Raw genomic sequence first — 21,200 nt, 5'->3', positions numbered from 1 at the left:
GCGCCAACGCGAGGTCAAGACTATGCGCATCGAACGTCGTTTCACGAAGGCCGGCCAAGGCGCCTATGCGGATATCGAATTCCGCAAGGCGACGAGCGAGATCAAGAACCCTGACGGTTCGATCGTGTTCCGCCTCGAGAACATCGACGTTCCCGCGCAGTTCTCCCAGGTCGCGACCGACGTTCTGGCGCAGAAGTATTTCCGCAAGGCCGGCGTTCCCACCCGGCTGAAGAAGGTCGAGGAAAACGATGTTCCTTCCTTCCTGTGGCGCTCCGTTCCCGACGATGCTGCGCTGAAGACCCTGTCCAAGGACGAGCAGACCGGCTCCGAAATCGATGCGCGCCAGGTCTTCGACCGTCTTGCCGGCACCTGGACCTATTGGGGTTGGAAGGGCGGCTATTTCTCCTCCGAGGAAGATGCATCGGCCTTCAAGGACGAGCTTGCCTATATGCTCGCCACCCAGCGCGTCGCCCCGAACTCGCCGCAGTGGTTCAACACCGGCCTGCATTGGGCCTACGGCATCGATGGTCCCGGCCAGGGCCATTTCTATGTCGATCCCTTCACCGGCAAGCTGACCAAGTCCAAGTCGGCCTACGAACATCCGCAGCCGCATGCTTGCTTCATCCAGTCTGTCGAGGACGATCTCGTCAACGAAGGCGGCATCATGGACCTCTGGGTGCGTGAAGCGCGCCTGTTCAAATACGGCTCCGGCACCGGCTCCAACTTCTCGATGCTGCGCGGCGAAGGCGAAAAGCTTTCCGGCGGCGGCCGCTCCTCCGGCCTGATGAGCTTCCTGAAGATCGGCGACCGCGCCGCAGGCGCCATCAAATCGGGCGGCACGACGCGCCGCGCCGCCAAGATGGTGGTCGTCGACATCGACCATCCGGATATCGAGGAATACATCAACTGGAAGGTCAAGGAAGAGCAGAAGGTTGCGGCTCTCGTGACCGGCTCGAAGGTCGTCGCCAAGCATCTGAAGGCGATCATGAAGGCCTGCTTCAACTGCGAAGGCGGCGACAACGGCGATTGCTACGATCCCAACAAGAACCCTGCCCTGAAGCGCGAAATCCGCGCCGCCAAGAAGGACCAGGTTCCGGAGAACTACGTCCAGCGCGTCATCCAGTTCGCCCGCCAGGGCTACAAGGATCTCCAATTCAAGACCTACGACACGGATTGGGATTCGGAAGCCTACCTCACGGTATCCGGCCAGAACTCCAACAATTCCGTCTCGATCAAGGACGACTTCCTGCGCGCCGTCGAAAATGATGGCGAATGGAACCTGACCGCCCGCAAGGACGGCCGGGTGATGAAGACGCTCAAGGCCCGCGATCTCTGGGAAACGATTTCCTACGCTGCCTGGGCTTCGGCCGATCCGGGCATCCATTTCAACACGACGATGAACGACTGGCACACTTCGCCGGCCGGCGGCCCGATCCGCGGCTCGAACCCGTGCTCGGAATACATGTTCCTCGACGATACGGCCTGCAACCTTGCCTCGCTGAACCTGCTGCAGTTCAAGGACAAGGCCACCAAGCGCATCAACATCGCCGATTACGAACATGCGGTTCGCCTGTGGACCGTCGTGCTCGAAGTCTCGGTGATGATGGCGCAGTTCCCGTCGAAGCGCATCGCCGAACTCTCCTACGAATACCGCACGCTCGGCCTTGGCTACGCCAATATCGGCGGCCTGCTTATGTCGTCGGGCATTCCCTATGACTCCACGGAGGCCCGCGCGATTGCAGGGTCGCTGACCGCGATCATGACCGGCATCTGCTATGCGACCTCGGCCGAAATGGCCGCCGAGCTCGGCCCGTTTCCGAATTTCGCGCCGAACCGCGAGAGCATGCTCAAGGTCATTCGCAACCATCGCCGTGCGGCGCATGGCGAGAGCTCCGGCTATGAAGCGCTGTCGATCAACCCGGTCGCGCTGATCCATTCGGAAAACCCGGACCAGGATCTCGTCGCCCACGCCAAATCGGCCTGGGACAAGGCGCTCGAGCTTGGTGAACAGCATGGCTACCGCAATGCCCAGGTCTCGGTCATCGCGCCCACCGGCACGATCGGTTTGGTCATGGATTGCGACACGACGGGCATCGAGCCCGACTTCGCCCTCGTCAAGTTCAAGAAGCTCGCCGGCGGCGGCTACTTCAAGATCATCAACCGCGCCGTGCCCGACGCGCTGCGCACACTCGGCTATTCGGAAAGCCAGATCGCCGAGATCGAGGCCTATGCCGTCGGCCACGGCAACCTGAACCAGGCGCCGGCTGTCAATCCGTCGACGCTGAAGACCAGGGGCTTCACCGACGAGAAGGTCGAAGCCGTCAACGCCGCGCTGAAGAGCGCCTTCGACATCAAATTCGTCTTCAACCAGTGGACGCTCGGCGCCGACTTCCTGAAGGAGACGCTGAAGGTTTCCGACGAACAGCTCGCCGACATGAGCTTCAGCCTGCTTGACCATATCGGCTTCTCGAAGAAGGACATCGAAGCTGCCAACATCCACGTCTGCGGTGCGATGACGCTGGAAGGCGCACCCTTCCTGAAGAATGAACACCTGCCGGTCTTCGATTGCGCCAATCCCTGCGGCAAGATCGGCAAGCGCTACCTCTCCGTGGAAAGCCATATCCGCATGATGGCGGCGGCCCAGCCGTTCATCTCGGGTGCGATTTCCAAGACGATCAACATGCCGAACGAGGCGACCGTCGAGGATTGCAAGAACGCCTACATGCTCTCCTGGAAGCTTGGCCTCAAGGCCAACGCGCTCTATCGCGACGGCTCGAAGCTGTCGCAGCCGCTCAATTCCTCGCTGATCGAGGACGAGGACGACGAGGATGCGCTGGAGGACCTGCTGCAGGCGCCGCTCGCCGCCCAGGCGGTCACCATCACCGAGAAGATCATCGAGCGGGTGGTCGAGCGTGTTTCCCGCGAACGCGAGAAGCTGCCGAACCGCCGCCAGGGCTATACCCAGAAGGCCGCCGTCGGCGGACACAAGGTCTATCTGCGCACCGGCGAATTCGGCGACGGCCGCATCGGCGAGATCTTCATCGACATGCACAAGGAAGGCGCTGCCTTCCGTGCGATGATGAACAATTTCGCCATCGCCATCTCGCTCGGCCTGCAATATGGCGTGCCGCTCGAGGAATATGTCGAGGCCTTCACCTTCACCAAGTTCGAGCCCGCCGGCATGGTCATCGGCAATGACGCGATCAAGAACGCCACCTCGATCCTCGACTATGTCTTCCGCGAGCTTGCCGTCTCCTATCTCGGCCGCCATGACCTGGCGCATGTCGATACCTCGGACTTCTCGAACACCGCGCTCGGCAAGGGCATCCAGGAAGGCAAGACCAACCTGCTCTCCACCGGCTGGACCCGCGGCTACAAGCCGACACTGGTGTCCGGCACCGGCGGCGAACGCCAGGCGGGCGAACCCAAGGGTGCGGCCACCGCCGCCCCTGCCCGCGCCGCTTCCACCGGCACAGTGACCGCCTTTGCCGGCGCCGCTGCCCGCAAGCTGGAACCGACGATTGCCGTCTCCACCTCCGAAATCGTCGCCTTCAAGCGCGATTACGAGGAGCGCGCCAAGGAATTGGCGGAAGAGATCGCCGAAGAGGTGACCGAGGAACTCTCCAGCGACGCAACGGCCCTGTTCTCCGACAAGGCGGCAGCCGACGCGGCCACGGCGAAATCCGAAGCCAAGAAGCGTGAAGCCGAACGTCGCCAGCGCTCGATCATGCAGGGCTATACCGGCAACATGTGCTCGGAGTGCCAGAACTTCACGATGGTGCGGAATGGGACCTGCGAGAAGTGCGACACGTGTGGTGCGACGAGCGGGTGCAGCTGAGCGGGCTAGGCGCTTATAGGTGTAGGCAGCCAGCGATTATGACGGCTGGCCACTTAAACGACGCAGTAATGATGAGGCCGCAACAACGTTGCGGCCTCCATAGAATGAAAAGGACTACCGCACAGGCACCGCTGGAAAGATCTTAGTAACTAGGTCGAACTTCACGATGCCAGCATATCAAGCAACCCTACCGTCTCCGGGAAAGTAACGATTGACTTCGACTGAGCTGAACGCAGGATAGACTTTCTTGGTCCACAGACAAACGGCAGATGGATGAAATTCTCACGCCGATACTGTTGGGTTTAGGATATTATCCCTGCAACCTTCGGCCGCTGGAAGCGAGGACATGTAAGCCATGTCGGATGAAGCTGATGCCGTTGAAGACCGACCTGCGCCACAGGCGAACGCCAGGCGCCGCCCCTCCCTGCCTCAAAACGTAAAAGCAATTGTCTGGGCACGAGCCGCCGGACGCTGCGAGTTCCGCGGATGCAATAAGGCGTTGGTGGGCGACCTGCTTACTGGGAGAGACGATCTCAACACCGCCTACATCGCGCACATCGTTTCAGATGCTCCCGGCGGTCCGCGCGGCGATGACATTCTTTCGCCAAAGCTCTCGACAGATCCATCGAACCTGATGCTGCTCTGCGATCCGCATCACCGGCTAATCGACGGCAAGGCAACGTGGAGGGATTATCCCGATCAACTACTGCTGGAGATGAAGGCCGAACATGAGGATCGCATCGAGGCAGTCACGTCTATCGTTCGGGATCGCGGATGCCACGTCATCCGGTTCGCAGCAGGCATTGGCAAGAACGAGTCTCCCGTGAACGTGGATGCCGTCAAGGAGGCGTTGCTTCCGGAGTTCTATCCCGTCCGAAACGGAATGATAGATCTTGATGTCCCCGACCTCGGAATCCCGGATAGCGATGCGGGCTACTGGCCGCTGCATCAGCGTCTCCTACGCGAGAAATACCAAGAGCGGGTCAAGGGCAGGCTCGAGCGGAATGAGATCAACCGCCTCGCAGTCTTCGCCCTCGCCCCAATGCCGCTCCTGATCGAGCTTGGCCGCCTTTTATCGGACATCTCGGAAGCTCACGTCCGGCAGCGTGTTCGCGAGCCGACAACTTGGGAGTGGCAGAGTGAACCTGGAGAAATGGAGCTCGTTCGAGAGGAGCCCGCTTCCAAGGGACCGGTAGTCGCATTGAAACTGGGCGTCAGCGGACCGATCGATGACGACCGCATCACGTCCGTTCTCGGGGACGACGTGTCTATATGGTCGCTCTCGGCGAACGGCGCCCACAACGACATCCTTCGCACCCCGAGCGATCTCACACTGTGGCGAAAGGAACTCCGGGCCATCTTTGAAGCCATCAAGGACAACCATGGTCGCACAGACATCGTCCACATCTTTCCGGCGGTGCCCGTCTCCGCGGCGGTCGAACTTGGCCGGGTCTGGATGCCGAAGGCCCATCTGCCGATGCGCATTTACGACCACAACTGGGCGCTCGGCGGCTTCCGCCAGACGCTCGACATCGTTCATCAAGCATAGGAGCCATCCGATGAACTATACGGATCCCGTCCTTCGCGAGATCGCCGCCTTCAGTCCGCTGGACGTCCTGCTCGCAGACATCGCTGTCCGCATTCAACTTACACCGACAGACCATCGTCTTGCCGTCGGCCACTACCATGCGATCCATCAATGGTTGGAACGAGACGGCAGTCCGCTCGCGGGCCTCATCGCGTCTTTTTACGCTCAAGGTGGGTTCTCGATCGGCGCGACGACGGCCCGACATGCGGAAGACGCCGACTTCGATATCGACGCAATGGTTCAAGTGACCATGCATCACGATACTGACCCTGAGGATGTTCTTTCGACGCTTCATACCGCTATCCGTGGCGAGCCTGGTTCGCGCTACTACGACAAGACGGAACGGAAGAGCCGTTGCGTCACGGTGAAGTACGACGGCCTACATCTGGACTTAACGCCTGCGGTTCTCATCCCGTCGCTCGAAGAAAGGACCAGCTTTATCTTCCACTCCAAGAAGACGGCGACCGGCTTCGACAAGGCACGGCTCGTCGCCAACCCGTGGGGCTTCGCCGAATGGTTTCTGAGGCAGACGCCGCCGGAAGCCGCGTTCGGCCAGTTCTTCGAACGGCAGTCCTTGGAGTACGAACGGCTCCGCTTCACGAAGGCGGAATCGGACGCCGATCCGGTCCCCGACCAGGATCCGGCTTACCGCAAGTCTCGGGCTGTGATCGCGCTCCAGCTCATGAAACGTTGGAGAAACCTCGCGTACGACGCACGCCATGCCACGCTGCGCCTGCCCCCGTCCGTCGTTCTCGCCCACTCCGTCGCCGTGAACGCGAACAGGACGTCGAGCCTGTCTGAGGAGTTGCTCCATCAGGTCGTCTCCCTGGTCTCGGCACTCGAAGCGGCCGAACGCAGGGGAATGACCTACAAGGCAGTCAATCCTGCATGTGACCCCTACGACGTCCTGACAGACCGATGGCCAGAGGATCTGAATTCTCAACGCATCCTCATCGACGAGCTGCGCGCCTTCGCGGTCGACATCCAGCGGCTGCGTAGCGGCCTGTCCATGCCGGAAATGCGCAAGACGCTGGAAAAGCTGTTCGGCGAACGGCCGGCAGCAGATTCAGTCCGCAAGTTTATGGACAATCAGGTGTCTGCAGATCGCGGCGGCGTTGCCGCACATATCCCGTCGACGGGTACCGTGGCCGCGGTGACGTCCATAGCGACCCCGACCTATGCCCGTCCCACCCCAAGAACCTCTCCCTGGGGAGACTGACAACTGGCGTGGTATTCGATCGCAGAGCAGGACACCCGTCTCCGTTCCGTCTATCCGGGATTTCGGTTGACGTTCGACGGTGGGTGGTTTGCGACCTGGGAAGGAACCCTCACCCCGATCGCTCAGTCCTATCGGATCTGGATCAGGTACTTCCCGGAGCTTCAGTGGGACGAAGTGACGTTGTCCCACCGCTATGCGACGGTAAAGGTTCTTGATCCACTAATCGCGCCCGACGTTCGAGGTACGGGCGAACTGACCCCGCATGTCTACAGGCATCGGCAGCCGCCGCACAGTCCCGCTCTGTGTGCGTGGGACCCGGTCGACGAACCATTCAATCCGACTGTCTACCTAGCAGACCATGTCATCCCTGCCGTTATCCGTTGGCTTGTCTTCTACGAGGACTGGCTCGACACGGGAGTCTGGAGAGGCGGCGGGAAACATCCCGATCCCGATGCCGGGATGTTAAGTCGGTCGAGTTTCTCGTCGGGCGGCGCGTCTCTGGAACCTCGACGTCTCGATGCCGTCCTCGAGCGTCGCGTGACCAAGGAAGCCGGTTCGGCGACTTCGGCTATGTCGATCAGCCGGGCGAGCTGGGGATTGTTCCCGAGCACCCTGGAACTTGTGCGCTATCGTTACCACCGCATCTTCGTTAACCGGTCGCCAGCACCCTTGATATGACGCCCAATCGTTAACAAATGGCGTCGTTTTTCCGGCCGGAGAGATCTACGACGATGATCATTTGGAATCGACCTTCAGAGACTATTGCTGGCTGGACGCGGATCTCGCTCACGCTCTTCAGCATAGTCACGGTTTCGGCTCGCCCGGCGTCGGCGGACGCCACGACGTCGGACGTGGCTCAAGGGAGCCGCTGCCTACGCGGGAGGAGGCCCTTTTGGATGTTTTCCATCTTGGCTTCAAGCCTGGCTGCTTCGGCGAGCGCAGCCGCAGCAAGGGCTTCAAGCCTCTCCTCATCGCGAACCCTGTTTATCTCTTCTACTTTTGCTCGATGAAAATTATAAAGGAGGCTTCCGGGTGGGTCTTCAGCGAAGCGGTTATGATTGCCAATCGCGAGAACGACGACGTGGTCATCGAACTGCATCAGGAACAGGAGTTCACTCGAACTCTTCTTTCCAAGATGCAAATGCATGATGCCGTAACGAGAAAGAACCGTGTCAGGTGGGTAGTTGTCGTCGATGCCGCTTCGATACGCCCACTTTGGCAGCGGCCTGCCCTCAGCGATCGCATCAACGATGTCGAGCACGTGGTCCTCCAGGTGAGGCTTTCCACGATAGTAGGATTTAGAATCGTAAAGGGGGGAGATAATAACTTCTAGTGGCTTCCTCTGGATGCGGGGAAGCTTCAGTGCGTCATTCATGTGAACACTTTAACGTCCGAAAAGAACTTTTCTACGTTCTTCACGGGTCATTTTCGTAATGTTAATTCCCCCACCCAACTTCGCGTCTTTCGCACTCGCTGCGATACGAAGCAGACGGTCGGTGTGGGTCTCTTTCTCTTCCTGAACATCGACAGGCATCTTAAGAAGAGCTGCTACCATTTCAACCACCTCATAATTCACGACAATTCATAACCGATTAGCGCGATCATTTCAATGCATTTCGAGGATCGCAGCCACCACACGGACCGAACGTGTAGATGCGCCTTAAGGTTCGAGCCGACAACCGAAAAACAGGTCGATATGAATTACCCATGTATGCATGCGTTCTCTTGACGTCAATGACGGCGCCACTCAATTCACCCGACCGCACAGGCTCCCTGTCGCCGGCTCCCTACACTCTGCCTGTGATCGCCCCGGAGCAGCATCTGGCTTTCAAAGGGTTCCGCCGTAATGCTTTCGTGATGACGACGAGATTTCGGGCCTTGACAACGTATTCGTAGATTCCGGTGCACAACTAAGGATTGGAGCTTTAATATGTGACGAGACTATTGCATCCATGACGCGATCATATTGAACTTTCGTGACTTATGGATGAGGGGCTATGAGTTACCGAGTTATACAACTTGACGATATGCTGGTTAACCGAGCCAACGATCGGCATGGTGAATTGGAAAACGAGACCGCCGCCATCGGATGGCTGTTTTCGCACCACCTCGGCCAGATGCGAAAGTTGGCCGAAGACATAGTTCGTTCTAAAGGACTGTACGAGCCGCCCCTTGTCTACCAGGAGGGATCGCATTTCGTCGTATACGACGGCAATCGTCGAACCACCTGCCTGAAGCTGCTCGCCGATTCAAAGCGAGCGCCAAATGCGGAACTACGCGAGTTCTTCGTCAACCTTCGAGTCGAGTGGACAGGCGCCTTCCCTGATCGGATCATGTGCCGCGTCGAAACCGACCGCGATGAGATCGACGAAATCCTCTACCGACGTCACACCGGAAGCCAGGGTGGGGTCGGCCAGAGCACTTGGGACGACCGGCAGAAGGCCACGTTCGTCAACAGGACCGGCAAAGGGGGGAAGCTCAACGTCGCCGACGAGATCGAGACCAGGCTGAAAGCCGCGGGCCTTCTCCCCAAAAAAGGGCGCATCCCTCGCAGCAACTTGAACCGGCTGCTATCGGGCGAAGCATTTAGAAACCGCGTCGGGATTTCCACGGCGAAGGGACGTTTCGAGTTTATCCGGACGGAAGAAGCCTCCTTGAAGGCACTCGCCCGTATTGCCGACGATCTTGCTCACCGCCGAAAGACGCTCGACGATGTGTGGGATGTCGACAAGAAGTCCGAGTACCTCAACGAACTCGACACGGAAGGCGTCCTGCCGACTGCGGCTGACCTTTTGACATCGGGACCGCTAAAATCGGCGAAGGCGGTGAAGACGGTAGGCCCTGCAACTGTTCCTTTGGCAAGTTCCGCACCGGGCAACGTGGTCTCCTTGGGAGCCTCACGTTCATCCAAACCTCCAAGACGAACCAAGCTGATACTGCATCACGACTACGGCATCGCGTGGACCGGACGCCTCCAGCGGCAGAGGTCCATCTGGGAGGAGCTTCAGTTCAAGCTGGACCTGAACGAACACCCGAATGCCATCGCGGTTCTGTGCCGAGTGCTGCTCGAGCTGTCCGTTGACAATTACATCAAGCAGACGAAGCTGACGACGGCGGCCGAAAACGACGCCCTCGTGAAGAAGCTAGTGGCATGCGCGGAAGATCTCAACACCCGTGGCAAGGTGGACAAGCGCTACGTCGAAGTCGTGAGAAAAGCGCGTACGATGGACGCTATTGTGTCCGTCGACACTCTCAACAAGTATGTTCATTCGTCGAACCTTGCGCCCACCGGCGAGCATCTTTGCGCACTCTGGGACACATTCTCAGAACTGGTCGTGAACTGCCTCAATGAATAGGCGGTAAAGATTCATGAAGCGCCGGCGCGGACACCATCGCCCTATCTTCCTAGGCAGCCTTTTCAAGATCGCGTTCGTCGAATAGGCCCGTAGACAACCATTGGACGGCACGTCTGACGGCGCGCTCGTACGAAAGACGTTGCCCCTCACCGATCCTCATGCCGAAATTCCATTCCGCATCGTCACAGATGAACTGCGTACCTTCTCCACGGTATCTGTTGATCGTCAATGTCCAACCGTCGTCACTTCCGGGACCGCTCAGCACGACGTCCCGCCTTGCGCCAGCTTCGGCGTAGGTGGCTACGTATCGCCAGAGATTGCCGGGACCGAAAGAAACATCGAACTCCTCCATTGCTTTTGCAACGAGAACACCGAACGACTCTTCGGCGACGTCCAAGAGTGACAGCGATATCGGTTCCACATGGTTGGAGGTCATGTCTGTCATCGCTTCGGTATCCCTCAAATTCGCTTGGTCGGTGCCGCCAACCTTTAATTGACACTCGTTGCGAAAAGCGCCGTGGTTTCATTAAAAGTCACCGAATATGCCAGCAAGTCAGTTTCAATTTGAGGCACGACATTCGCGCGCCGGAAACTTTTCGGCGCTATTGCTTGCCCTCAAGACCGAGAGGATGCCCTTTGAAGACCTATGTCATAGGCGATGTCCATGGCCGCGCCGACCTATTGAAAGCGCTGCCTTCCCATATCGAAGAAAACGATCCGAATGGCTGCGGCTACCGGGTCATCTTCCTAGGTGACATCATCGACCGCGGTCCGGATAGCATGAAGGCGATGGAGATGGTGGTGAGAGAACTCAACCAGAATCCGGAGAGCCGCCTGATCCTCGGTAACCACGAGGAATTCATGCTCCTCTTCCTGGACCGGCCAGACAAGCGCGAGATCGTCTTCGACCACTGGATGAGGAACGGCGGCCTGGCTGCCGCGGCGTCCTACGGACTGAACGTCGGCGGGCGATACGGCCGCATTGAGGAGGCTCACGAGTCCTTACTGGAACTTCTCCATCGGAGGCAGAACCACATAGACGCGATGCGACGGGCCGCTTCTCTGATCAACGACGGCGCCAACGTCTTCGTCCATGCCGGCCTTCGGCCGGGCGTCCCTTTCGAGCAGCAGACTACGAAGGATTTGCGCACCATCCGCTCGGGTTTCCTGGACAACGATTTCGACTTCGGCGCGATGGTTGTCCACGGTCACACGGTGACGAGCTCTGGTCTGCCGGAGATTCGCCGAAGCAGGATCGCACTCGATACCGGTGCGGGTGCAGGTGGATGCCTATCGATGATGATGGTCGACGACGACGGAGCGAGGACCTTCTTTCAGTCGGGTTCGGCCCGCGAGGTCGTGAAGGTCGAACTTTCCCAACGGCCGGACGAACCTTGACGCTTTTGCAGGATTCACGTGCCACGAAACGCCAATCTAACAGAGGGACAGGGACACCGCCCGCATGGTCGCCGTCTTCGCGATGACGGCCTTGATGTCCATCGCAGCGAACTGGACGGCGGACACCCCAGCGACGAAACGGCAGAGGGAGTGGTTCGTCCATGTGCGTGCTCGCGATCCTGAAGCTCCGGAATCTAGAAAACTTGCCCGACATGTCCCTAGGGACGTACTGGCCTGCCGCTGGATGCGCTAAACGTATCTTCACCCGCTCAGCGAAGCGCTGGTGGGCATCCTCATGATCGCAGGTCCTCTTGGCGTATGGTCGACGCTTGGCTCGATTTCCAGCTCGCCTCCGAGACCCGCCGCCCCGAGCTTCGCGTTGGCAACGTCGAAGGGAAGCAGGCTGTACACGAATCCTGCCGTACATGTGAACCAAGCGCGCGCCTGCTTTGTAGAGCGCGGCACGGTTCGGAGCGAAGGCCGGCGTCTCGTTCCAAGACGCGCCATGCTTCTAACAACCCACATCCCCTAAAATTCGGCTGCTTTTCCAAAAGCATTAAAAGTGCGAATACAACTGTCGCACTTCATGGATTCGGAGCCGCTCAACTTGTCATTCCGAACTGAGAATAAGAACGCGTTTCGCAAGATCGTCGATCTGCACACTATGGTCGAACGGCTGGAGGGAGACGGCAGGCACGCGATAAACGTCCACCTGGGCATCTATTGCGACGAGATTGAGCTTGAGGGGGCGGTTGTGGAGGTCGGCCTTAAAACAGCGTTCGTTTCGGTTGAGGCAGAAGGACTGGAGATCGATCAAGGTTCGAAATACGGCGAGATGGCTTTCCCTGCGAAGATCGGCGTCGATCACACGGTCATGGAGACATTGAGCCGGGCCATCGAAGATTCGGCCGCCGTCGAGGCGACGATCCAGGGAAGTCTTTCGCCCCTCAAGGCCGGGGTAGAGGTATCCGCGAAGGGGCAGTTGTCCGGTAAGCAAACCGCTGGCTACACCCTCTCGGATTCCCGCGTCGAGACCCGATCCTTTCAATTCGTCGAAGCTATCGGAGAAGATCGCTGGAAGCTTCATCCCGAGAAGGAATTGCTTCACGGAAAGTTTCTCCATGGGCAGACCCTATGCGAGACAACGGTTGCGCAAGGCAGGCCTAACCGTCGGGGCGTTGCAGTCTCGGTCAATGTCAGGAAACGCGACGTCGAGGTGAACCTTGTGACGGATACGCGGGTTGTGAAGTTCCCGAAGACGAATCGTGAGAAGATGATCGCTCTGCTTATAGCGAAGAGCCTGTCACGCGCGTCCCCGTCGTCGAGGGCAGAGAGCATTCTCCTGTCCTCGTCGGAGAGCTATGATGAAGAGTAGCGTGTTCCTGACGGACGACCTGTCGGCGGCAGACCTCGCGGCGATCGAGACGATGGCCACAACAGCCGATTCCAGCTTTGCAAACCTCGTGAAAATCGGGGGCTTCGACCCCAAGGTAGACTTCAGATATGGGAACTTCCGCGGCATGGACCTCGGCGATGCCGATCTTCGAGGCTTCGACTTCACGGGCGCCGACCTACGGGAGGTTTCCGGCGAATGCACCATCGATAGCACCACGATTTTGGACAGCGCCTTGCTGGACGGCGCCTCTTTCCTCACTCCCCCCCTTGCCCAGAAAGGCTTGGACATAGAAATCTATGAAGCCCTCAGGGGTTCTTATTGGACGGATCAGATCATAGTCCTCGAGCGAGAACTTAAGCGACAAGATTTGCCGGCGTCCAGCAAGCTTGCCACTGCATCCGCTCTCTACGCGCTGGGCAAGGACAGCTTCATCCGGCGCACGGCGATGAGGGCAATGTCGAAAATGATGACCGCCGGACAATTTCTCCAGTTCGTGCGCGATGAGCTAAAGAAGGGGAGCCACAGCCCGATCGAGGTGTTGAGTTCGGCTCTTCATATCGTAGATGAACTTTACGAAGCGGCGCCTTCCGATTGTTTGCGGTTTCTGATGCAACTTCTTGACGGAGGGGAGGCGTTCGAGACGATCGCGGCGGCGGCTATCGCACGGAACATTCGAACACAGGATATTCCCCGGATGGCGGCGGTGATCAAGCGAAGGAGTAGTGCGGTCATGAGGAAGTCTTTCATCGCCGCCTTGGCTGCGAGGCTAAGTCCGGTGCATGCGATGATGGTCCGGAACCCTATCACAAACGACACTTTCGATTTTGATACGAGACTGTCGGACGACGAGTTCAAGAGTGTCACGCGTGCCGTGACCCGTCGCGTCAGATCGGAGTCGCTTGATCGTTCTGGCGCACCAAAACCGTTCTGTGAAATCTTGGGCTACCCGAGCAAGGAGGCGGTCGTCGCCATCCGTCTCATGGAATTCTATGAAGGGCTCGCTCTGACGGGAATTTCCGTCTCGGTACCATAGTGACAGGGCCGTAATCAGGCGCTCACAGTTAATACCAACCGATGGGACTAATAGGCAAAATTTTCCCTGAGAAAATCAGCATCCACCAGCGGAGCCGGAATGGGAGAGGCGGATGGCGCAAGTAGGTTACGACAGTCTTGAAGGCGTCCTTAGGCTCACCAGCGCCGGAGAAAGAGAACTCGACCCATTCGTGGTCGAAGTGCTGACCTATCACGCCGCGCTCGAACTCGAGATGGACCATCTCATCGCGAGGATGCTTCCACGTCCGGACCGCCTCCAAGGTGGCGGGCTCGGGTTCAAGCACAAAATCTCGGTCATCAATGCGGCATGGCGTGGGCGACCCGAAGATGGAGATCTGCTCGCCGACGCGCTCACCAGGTACAACGACCTGCGCAACGCGGTCGCTCACGCAGATCAACACAAAGGAGTCGAACGGATATTCTCGGCCTTGAGCGCGGCCGGCACACTCATCAACCCCGACCAGGCCGTGAACCCTACCCCGTACGACGTCGCCGTCAGCATCTGCGCGTTCATGGGTGAGGATCCGGGCGGGCGGCGACTTCTTCGAACCCTGGGCGAGTTCGACGACGTGATTAACTCCCATCTTCCGACGGCTTTTGAAAGGAGCGCTGATGACGATACCTAGCGTTCAGCGAAACGACAACTCATGCTTCCTGGCAATTTCCGCCGTCGTCTTCTCGATGCCGGGGTATATCGTGCTCGACTTGATATTGAGCTTGGCGAGGTCCTGCAGGATCGCGCCCTTATTCCTTATCGTCATGCGCTGCACGTTAAGGGAGCTGTAGCCGGTCTCGGGCAGAACTGAATCCTTCCCAAACAGCAGGAAGGCGCCGGATTGAGACGTGATCCTTTCGTTCGTGCTGCGCCCTCGGACGAACATGATCCTCTCGAGGTCCGTCGGCTCGATCCGAGCCTCGAAATACGGCTTGTCCCGTCGGATGAAATGCAGGAGCTTCTTGCATTCGTCGGTCTTGTTGAATGCCCTCGCCTTCGCGGTCGTGTCCAGCGCCTCCTTCTCTGCCTCGGTCATCAGAGCAAGGTTTGCGATGCAGCTCACGGTGTCGGAATCGAAGAAGCGGACTTCGCGAGTCTTCGTTGAAAGCACGATGACTTCGCCGTCGACCTCGTGACCGTCTGCGTCTACCTTAGCGTCCGCGCAGCAGAAGTAGAGGGCAACCAAAGGATTCGAGGTAACGTCGAGCAGTCGCGTAGGAAGCCCGTAGTGCTGCATCCTCACGAGCTTGTCCAACATGTACTCGTCGCTCGAGAAGGCCGTAGCCTGAGCTGTAAGGAGTTCCCGGACGATGGTCTCCTCCTTCCTAAGATAGCGCCAGTCGCCGCCGTCGTTCTTTCGGAAGAGCGACGGGATCAACTTGTAGCGCCGGTCCGAATGTCCCCGATAGAAGATCTCTTCGTCAGCTTCGGATGGAAGGCCAAGCACGTGCTGCATGAACTCGATAAGGTTCGTGATGATGGGTAGCGCCGGCTCGTCTTCCGGAAGATCGGGCGACTCCGGCGGCGGAGTGCCTGGCGGAGGCTCGGCGTCACCTGCGGCCGGCTCAAGAAGGCCAGCGTCACGCAACGATAACTCCAAGTTCCCCGACTTGACCGCCCAGTGCGTTCGAGAGATCTCCCAGTTCCCTAGGTCAAATAGCTGCTCGAAGAGGGAGCGGTTCGCGACGTCGACCTCGCCGAAGTTCTGATCGATGCGAAACTGATAGGCGATGTCCCTGCCGACGATCCTGATGCCCCAGACCCGACCGACACGGATCCTGACGAACTGGCGCTTTTGCGGACCGGTCTGGAGTTCGCTCATGAACACGGTCGGTAGCTCGGAGAGAAACGATACGACGGCGGACCCGATAGGTTTCAACCGCTGCTCGACCTCATCCTCGGTATACTCAAGGTAACGGGAGAGCGGAAATGTAGCTTCGTGGTCGGACCCCACATCCACGTCCCAGTCGTCGTCGTTGCCGGCCATCAGCAGGTTGTACAAATCGCGCATCCTTATTCGATCTCGCGGTTGTAGACGCCGCAAAAACGCGACGCAATAAGCGCTAATCGTGAGATTTGGACGACCGCCAATAATTTGAGGTTGTAAACAATTTTAATGACACGCTTGCCGGTTCGGCAACGAATGTCCCGATATGACACGTGGGAATTTCACATGCGAGACATTGCGGATGAAGGATTTGAGAAGCGAAGCCCTCAGCAAGGCGAAGAAGGCGATCCGGAGCCTTCAACAGCAGATGTCCGACCGCCTGTTCAAGATGGCCCACGAAGTCGAAGGACTGCTTGAGCATCTGTCGCCGAAGGATGTGGTACACTTTCTTCATGCCGGCTGCGAAATGGATGTCGCCGAGGCAGGCACATATGTGAAGGTGACGAAGACTTTGAAGAGCTCCGAGGAGTTGCTTCGCGAAGCACGCATCCAGTTTCCAGTCCTGAAAGCTTTGGCGGCATCGGACGACGAAGCGCGGAGCGAGGCCATTTCCCGGATTGCCGGTGGCGCAACATTGGGTGTGAGGGATGTGTCCGCCATCCGGGCCAATCTTCGGAATAGGAAAAAGACGTTCGCGGAGCAGTATGCCACGGCCGGCTTCCAGAGCTCGTCGAAGGCGGCGCGTCGAAGAGCGGTCGATAACGTGCGCGTAGTCGACAAGGCTGCCACGGAACTCCTTGCCCTCCTCCACGCATACCGCCCGAAGAGTATGACCGACGAGCAACGCTCGGACGCCCATGCGAACATCCGAGCGTCAGCAGCAGCTCTTCTTCCGAACTTCATCTCTGCCTATGGCACGTATGACATTCCTATCGCGGACATTCTCAGGATGCCAATGCACGCGAGCGAACGCTACCTGGCTCTCGCCAATGCCGCGATCGACGCTCTGGCCAAAGGACGCTTCGGTGGCGAGTTCGGGCTTGCGCTCGACAGATCCAGCCTTGAAGCGCAATGGTCGACCAACTTCCAGGAGTGCATCCAGCCGATCACGTCGACCGTCGCGCCCGACATATTCGACATCGTGACGGAAGAGCCGGCTCCGCTGACTAGCCTTCCCACCCAGAAGCTGAACGTCGTCGAGTTATGCGCAGGTGCGGGTGGAATATCTCTTGGCCTCGAAGACGCAGGGTATCATCCTCTCGCCCTCTTCGAGTTCGACAAGCATGCCGTCGCGACGCTGCGGTTGAATCGGCCGCTCTGGAACGTGGTCGAAGGCGACATCCGCCAAGTGGACTTTACGGCCTATAGGTCTGTGGGAGTCGATCTCCTCGTCGGAGGCCCGCCTTGTCAGGGCTATTCCATAGATGGCAAAGGCCTCGGCAAGGACGACCCCAGGGATCTGTTACTCGAATGTGCGCGGGCGGTGCGCGAGATGCTACCTCGGGCATTCGTCTTCGAGAACGTGGTCGGGCTCCTGAATGCTAGACACGCAGACCATCTTGGCAACTTCCTCAAACAGTTGAAGAAATCTGGCTACGCCGTTCAAATCGTTCGCATGGAAGCGGAAGACTACGGCGTGGCCCAAGAACGGACCCGGATGCTCTTCGTGGGATTGCGTCAGGGGGCCATGAGCGCCTTCCGCGCTCCACCGACGTTCCCTCACTGGCGCTCGAACCTGGGCGATGTCCTCGGAGACCTCATGGCCGCCAACGGCTGGACGGGCGCCAAGGATTGGGCGGAAGCGCGCCGCAACCATTTGGTCGTTCGCAACGGCATCGAACTACGAGGCGCGCTGGCCTCGACAGTGGTCGGGCGAAAGGGAGGCTCTCGAGAGAAGGAAGCCGCGCGGTGGGCAAAGAAGGGCATCGACATCGCCACCGTCGCCGACGCCGCGCCGACACAGGAGGAAGCTGACAAGTGCGGCGCAGGGTTCCTGCCTCAACTTACGCTTCGGATGCGTGCCCGGCTTCAGGGCTTCCCGGATTACTGGGACTTCGTGGGCGGTAAGGATTCGACCGCACGCCAGGTCGGAAATGCGGTTCCTCCTGTGATCGGTCAGGCAATCGGGCTTGCGGTGCGCTCGGCTTTGACCGGGAAGCGATTTGACTATTCGGTCATGCTGCGGGAGCGAGGCTGCATCGAAGAGCCATTTGGACAGCGCTTCATCGATGCTCCTCCTATCGCCCCGGATTTTCGATCGACGGACGTCGCGGAGTTAGGCGTATCAGCGTCCGCTGAGATCAGCGCGTGACACGACCCATTACCTCCGCCAGAGTTGGCGGAGGATCGGCCAGGATATCCAGAAGATCATCGAACGAAATCAGGCAGATTTCACCCTCTCCGTATACGTCGATAAACCGTGGCGTACCGGAGAGGGCGTCGACGGACATCGTGAGCAGTGCTCTCCTCGCCTGTCGGATCGGCGCGGCGTCGCCACCGACGTCCTTCAGCACTTGGGCGATCAACTCCTTGCGGCCTGCCAGCACCTTGCTCTTCAGGCCTTTGACGACGAGCTTCCAGGAAGATTCCTTCGCCCCTGTCATGACGACCTCTCCCGCAGCTTCGCCGACATCATCTGCTCGACGTCCTTCCCATCGAGACGGCCCTTGGCGGCCAGTTGCGACGCCACCAATTCAATGACGCCGACATGTTCCTCGACGATGGTTCGCGCGCGCTTCCACTGCTTCAGGAGAACCTTTTCCACCCGCTCGCGCACGGCAGGAATTCGGCGGCGAAGTTCCTCAAGGTCGGCAGACGAGCTTGCCCGGAAATACCCCAGCGATTCACCCATCCCGAGCTGAACCTCCATAACCGTCGCGAGGTCCGTAGCCTTGTGGATATCCGAGCCCTCGCCGCCCGATCCTTCGAACGCCGATCCAAGAATGACCTCTTCCGCAAGTCTTCCTCCCAGCAGCATCGCGATCTGGCTCAGGAAAGTCTGTCGATTTCGCTCGACGTCGCCGTCGAGAACGAAGTGCGCAAAACCGGCGGCGGATCCGGTCCTTGGGACGTCGCGGGCGATCACGATGGAATCCAACCTTCCGACCGCAACGCGAATGCCGACGATCGCGTGGCCGGCCTCGTGCACGGCCACCGTTCGCCGCCGCTCTCCCTCGATTTTCAGCGCGGGCGGCAAGACCTGCAGCGCAAGCGAGGCCGTGATCTCCGATCGTTCCCTCCTCGCCCGCCGACGGATATCGCGTCCAATCCGTTCAAAATCGGCGCCGCTGAGGCCGGAAGTGGCGCGGACGATCGTTTCAATTTCGCCCTCGGGCATATCGTTGCGGATGTATCGACGGCAGAGAGATCTTCTGGTTTCCGCGTCCGGCAAGGGAATCGCGATGTGTCGGTCCAGCCGGCCGGCCCTAAGGAGGGCCGGGTCGATTTTCTCCGGGAAGTTGGTTGCTCCGACCAGCACGACGCCTTCGAGGCGATCATACCCATCGACCAGTTCGAGCAGTCCGTTCACCACCTGGCTGGAGTACTGGGCGTTGTCGCCCTTGAAGGTGGCCCTGTCACCAACGCTGTCGAGTTCGTCCAGAAAAAGGATGCATGGCTTCTTTGCAGTGGCCTCCTGAAAACTCTTGCGCATGGCGCCCAGCATGTCGCCGAGATGCCCCGCTGATTGCCACCGGCTTACGGAGGTCGCGACCACCTCGACGCCGCAGCTACGTGCGAGCGCCGAGGCGAACAGCGTCTTACCCGATCCCGGAGGCCCGCTGATGAGAATTCCGCGATCGACCTCCGACCATGGGATATCTGCGCTCTGCCACGCACGGATATCCTCCGCCAACGCCAATCCCCACTCGCGGGCTTCGCCATAGCCTTCCAGCTCGTCGAGGCCGGGACCTGCTGTGGGGATGTCGGACGAGAGATGCGCAGCCTGGAGCCGCTTCAGAACGAGCTCGGTCGAACGTCCTGCGCGCATCGAAGCGAACACGGAGGCAAGGGGATATTCGAGGAGCCTGGTCGCCTCGCCGATATCCAGCAGCCTCCCTTCGACTTCCTTGGCGGCCGAAACGAGATGGAAGGGCCGCACCGATCGCACGTCGACAATTCTGTCTGCGGCCGCAACGATATGGATCGGCACCTTAATACCCAGAGGCCAGAGAATGACGAGTGGACGCCCCAGAACAAGAGCGTCGTCCAGCGTCTTGACGTCCAGTAGGCCCCTCCGGGTGACGTCGGCTCTGATAACCAGAAAACCAAGAAGATTGGGGTTGCTTTTTACTAGCCGGCCTGCCGCGGCTTCATAGGCTCTTTCGTCTGCCTGCGGAGGCAGTTTCAAGATGATGACCGTTTGGCGAGTGGTAGCCCCATTCAAGAAAGCGCCCGCGAGCCGCATCGCGGCCTTCAAGGCGACGCCGTAGGTCGCCGAGGCGATGGTGACCTTGGAGGTAGTGCGCCCGAGGTTCATCGCGCCACCTCGTTGCTGGAGCGACGGATCAAGGTGTCAGGTCCGATCGGCGCCTCGTCCAGATCCATAGAGATGAACCGATGAAGGGTCATCCATGCGATCGCCGTCAGAGGAGGCACTTCCCGGAAAAGGTTGAACGTTTCGCCGACCGTAATAGAACCGGCCTCGCTAAGGGCGGCCATCAGTCTCACTCTGTCGTTCAGTGGCGTTCGAAACCGCGCGTAACGGAGCAAGTCCTTCGCATTCTGGAGGCGATGTCCCGAATAGATTTCCCCCAGGGTGACGAAGCGGTGCCGGCGCTTCATGCAAGCGATCGTCTCCGTCACCGCGGGATCACCAAGGAACTCTGCGACGTCAAGGAACTCGCGCGTTCCGTCGAAGTGGTCGACCATGAAATCAACCACATGCACTCGATCATCGACGTGAGCGCCGAAGCAGAGGCAGGACCAGGCGACGACGGTTTCGTCGACGTCCAGCAGACAACCAAGGTCTCGCGCGATCTGGCTTCTGAAAGCGGGGCGATCCGGGCAGCGGACGGTGGCTAGGGGGAAGTAGGTGTTCTGTGACGCTTCGCGAAACGCGGCGTCGAGAATGGAGTGGTCAGCAGCACGCTTTTCCATGTTCGAAAATCCAACACACGATGATACCAGCCGCGGGAACGGCGTTCAGTGTCAACCAGTGGTGGATATTCGAAGATCGTGTTCCATATGGGAACATATAGAGAACACCATGATCGATGTCAACAGAGATCAGTGTCGGCTGATTTCCGCCTCGACCTTCTTGCGAGAGTTCCCAGCACTCTTGACGGCCTTCTTGACCGTTTCCTTTGAAACGCCTTCCTTCTTCGCTTCGTAGCGGACCTCGTGATCCTGTCCGCCAGCGACCTTCGCGCGATCCAGAGCACGGCCTCGGGAAGTGGTTGCCATCTTCATTTCTCCTAATGATATCGATCACCGGGAAACGGACGTCGATTCGAGAAGTTCCGGGAGCGA

18 protein-coding genes are annotated in these 21,200 nt (G+C 59.1%); 10 read left to right on the top strand and 8 right to left on the bottom strand.

The window, feature by feature from the left end; translation table 11 throughout:
• Positions 1-22 precede the first annotated feature (22 nt).
• The 4 genes from RL_RS10110 (at position 23) to RL_RS10095 (ending at position 7,323) form a co-directional block, all read left to right on the top strand.
• Positions 23-3,838: a vitamin B12-dependent ribonucleotide reductase gene (locus tag RL_RS10110; RefSeq protein WP_011651566.1), complete on the top strand. Its 3,816-nt coding sequence runs from the start codon at positions 23-25 to the stop codon at positions 3,836-3,838.
• Positions 3,839-4,193: 355 nt separating this feature from the next.
• Entirely contained in the window at positions 4,194-5,387 is a 1,194-nt protein-coding gene (locus RL_RS10105) for an HNH endonuclease (RefSeq protein ID WP_011651565.1), read from the top strand.
• A 10-nt stretch (positions 5,388-5,397) separates the two neighbouring features.
• The gene (locus RL_RS10100; protein ID WP_011651564.1) at positions 5,398-6,645 is read left to right on the top strand and encodes a nucleotidyltransferase domain-containing protein; all 1,248 of its coding nucleotides are present in this window, start codon (positions 5,398-5,400) and stop codon (positions 6,643-6,645) included.
• 66 nt (positions 6,646-6,711) lie between these two features.
• Complete coding sequence (locus RL_RS10095) at positions 6,712-7,323, top strand: hypothetical protein (RefSeq protein WP_011651563.1); 612 nt, start codon at positions 6,712-6,714, stop codon at positions 7,321-7,323.
• 178 nt (positions 7,324-7,501) lie between these two features.
• Here the strand turns inward: RL_RS10095 and RL_RS39670 are convergent, their stop codons facing one another.
• A complete protein-coding gene (locus RL_RS39670; RefSeq protein WP_011651562.1) occupies positions 7,502-8,020 on the bottom strand; it encodes a hypothetical protein in 519 nt (172 codons plus the stop codon).
• A 9-nt stretch (positions 8,021-8,029) separates the two neighbouring features.
• Positions 8,030-8,221, bottom strand: coding sequence for a hypothetical protein (locus tag RL_RS39665; RefSeq protein WP_129557785.1), 192 nt, complete (start codon positions 8,219-8,221; stop codon positions 8,030-8,032).
• A 421-nt stretch (positions 8,222-8,642) separates the two neighbouring features.
• Between RL_RS39665 and RL_RS10085 the strand changes: the two genes are divergently transcribed.
• The gene (locus tag RL_RS10085; RefSeq protein ID WP_041936276.1) at positions 8,643-10,001 is read left to right on the top strand and encodes a hypothetical protein; all 1,359 of its coding nucleotides are present in this window, start codon (positions 8,643-8,645) and stop codon (positions 9,999-10,001) included.
• Positions 10,002-10,050: 49 nt separating this feature from the next.
• Here the strand turns inward: RL_RS10085 and RL_RS10080 are convergent, their stop codons facing one another.
• Positions 10,051-10,446, bottom strand: coding sequence for a hypothetical protein (locus RL_RS10080; RefSeq protein WP_011651560.1), 396 nt, complete (start codon positions 10,444-10,446; stop codon positions 10,051-10,053).
• A gap of 191 nt (positions 10,447-10,637) precedes the next feature.
• Here RL_RS10080 and RL_RS10075 point away from each other — a divergent pair, with 191 nt between their 5' ends.
• The 4 genes from RL_RS10075 (at position 10,638) to RL_RS10060 (ending at position 14,474) form a co-directional block, all read left to right on the top strand.
• Positions 10,638-11,399, top strand: coding sequence for a metallophosphoesterase (locus RL_RS10075; protein ID WP_122330859.1), 762 nt, complete (start codon positions 10,638-10,640; stop codon positions 11,397-11,399).
• 664 nt (positions 11,400-12,063) lie between these two features.
• Complete coding sequence (locus RL_RS10070) at positions 12,064-12,774, top strand: hypothetical protein (protein ID WP_129557784.1); 711 nt, start codon at positions 12,064-12,066, stop codon at positions 12,772-12,774.
• The gene (locus RL_RS10065; protein WP_041936274.1) at positions 12,764-13,828 is read left to right on the top strand and encodes a pentapeptide repeat-containing protein; all 1,065 of its coding nucleotides are present in this window, start codon (positions 12,764-12,766) and stop codon (positions 13,826-13,828) included. Before RL_RS10070 ends, RL_RS10065 begins: the two co-directional genes overlap by 11 nt.
• Positions 13,829-13,940: 112 nt before the next feature.
• Positions 13,941-14,474, top strand: coding sequence for a hypothetical protein (locus tag RL_RS10060; protein ID WP_011651555.1), 534 nt, complete (start codon positions 13,941-13,943; stop codon positions 14,472-14,474).
• Positions 14,475-14,477: 3 nt separating this feature from the next.
• Here RL_RS10060 and RL_RS10055 read toward each other — a convergent pair whose 3' ends face one another.
• Positions 14,478-15,845 carry an FRG domain-containing protein gene (locus RL_RS10055; RefSeq protein ID WP_041936551.1) on the bottom strand — a complete coding sequence of 456 codons (1,368 nt, stop codon included), beginning with the start codon at positions 15,843-15,845 and terminating at the stop codon, positions 14,478-14,480.
• A 187-nt stretch (positions 15,846-16,032) separates the two neighbouring features.
• Between RL_RS10055 and RL_RS10050 the strand changes: the two genes are divergently transcribed.
• Positions 16,033-18,042, top strand: coding sequence for a DNA cytosine methyltransferase (locus RL_RS10050; RefSeq protein WP_041936273.1), 2,010 nt, complete (start codon positions 16,033-16,035; stop codon positions 18,040-18,042).
• Here the strand turns inward: RL_RS10050 and RL_RS10045 are convergent.
• The 4 genes from RL_RS10045 to RL_RS10030 all read right to left on the bottom strand — a co-directional run bounded on the left by RL_RS10045 (position 18,032) and on the right by RL_RS10030 (position 21,134).
• A complete protein-coding gene (locus RL_RS10045) occupies positions 18,032-18,334 on the bottom strand; it encodes a hypothetical protein (protein ID WP_011651552.1) in 303 nt (100 codons plus the stop codon). The two genes, RL_RS10050 and RL_RS10045, sit on opposite strands and share 11 nt — an antisense overlap.
• Positions 18,331-20,208, bottom strand: a complete 1,878-nt coding sequence (locus RL_RS10040) for an AAA family ATPase (protein ID WP_011651551.1) — start codon at positions 20,206-20,208, stop codon at positions 18,331-18,333. The genes RL_RS10045 and RL_RS10040 overlap by 4 nt, the downstream gene beginning before the upstream one ends.
• On the bottom strand, positions 20,205-20,828 hold the full coding sequence (locus tag RL_RS10035) for a hypothetical protein (RefSeq protein WP_011651550.1): 624 nt from the start codon (positions 20,826-20,828) through the stop codon (positions 20,205-20,207). Before RL_RS10035 ends, RL_RS10040 begins: the two co-directional genes overlap by 4 nt.
• A gap of 129 nt (positions 20,829-20,957) precedes the next feature.
• Positions 20,958-21,134: a DUF3606 domain-containing protein gene (locus tag RL_RS10030; protein ID WP_065420956.1), complete on the bottom strand. Its 177-nt coding sequence runs from the start codon at positions 21,132-21,134 to the stop codon at positions 20,958-20,960.
• Positions 21,135-21,200: the final 66 nt, after the last annotated feature.

This window comes from Rhizobium johnstonii 3841 (assembly GCF_000009265.1).
In the GTDB taxonomy this organism is placed as follows: domain Bacteria; phylum Pseudomonadota; class Alphaproteobacteria; order Rhizobiales; family Rhizobiaceae; genus Rhizobium; species Rhizobium acaciae.
This window is presented reverse-complemented; position numbering and strand designations above follow the sequence as displayed.

Coding starts and splice junctions, on each gene's coding strand:
- RL_RS10110 (WP_011651566.1), top strand. CDS start 23: ATGCGCATCGAACGTCGTTTCACGAAGGCCGGCCAAGGCGCCTATGCG.
- RL_RS10105 (WP_011651565.1), top strand. CDS start 4,194: ATGTCGGATGAAGCTGATGCCGTTGAAGACCGACCTGCGCCACAGGCG.
- RL_RS10100 (WP_011651564.1), top strand. CDS start 5,398: ATGAACTATACGGATCCCGTCCTTCGCGAGATCGCCGCCTTCAGTCCG.
- RL_RS39670 (WP_011651562.1), bottom strand. CDS start 8,020: ATGAATGACGCACTGAAGCTTCCCCGCATCCAGAGGAAGCCACTAGAA.
- RL_RS10085 (WP_041936276.1), top strand. CDS start 8,643: ATGAGTTACCGAGTTATACAACTTGACGATATGCTGGTTAACCGAGCC.
- RL_RS10080 (WP_011651560.1), bottom strand. CDS start 10,446: ATGACAGACATGACCTCCAACCATGTGGAACCGATATCGCTGTCACTC.
- RL_RS10070 (WP_129557784.1), top strand. CDS start 12,064: ATGGTCGAACGGCTGGAGGGAGACGGCAGGCACGCGATAAACGTCCAC.
- RL_RS10065 (WP_041936274.1), top strand. CDS start 12,764: ATGAAGAGTAGCGTGTTCCTGACGGACGACCTGTCGGCGGCAGACCTC.
- RL_RS10060 (WP_011651555.1), top strand. CDS start 13,941: ATGGCGCAAGTAGGTTACGACAGTCTTGAAGGCGTCCTTAGGCTCACC.
- RL_RS10050 (WP_041936273.1), top strand. CDS start 16,033: ATGAAGGATTTGAGAAGCGAAGCCCTCAGCAAGGCGAAGAAGGCGATC.
- RL_RS10045 (WP_011651552.1), bottom strand. CDS start 18,334: ATGACAGGGGCGAAGGAATCTTCCTGGAAGCTCGTCGTCAAAGGCCTG.
- RL_RS10040 (WP_011651551.1), bottom strand. CDS start 20,208: ATGAACCTCGGGCGCACTACCTCCAAGGTCACCATCGCCTCGGCGACC.
- RL_RS10035 (WP_011651550.1), bottom strand. CDS start 20,828: ATGGAAAAGCGTGCTGCTGACCACTCCATTCTCGACGCCGCGTTTCGC.
- RL_RS10030 (WP_065420956.1), bottom strand. CDS start 21,134: ATGGCAACCACTTCCCGAGGCCGTGCTCTGGATCGCGCGAAGGTCGCT.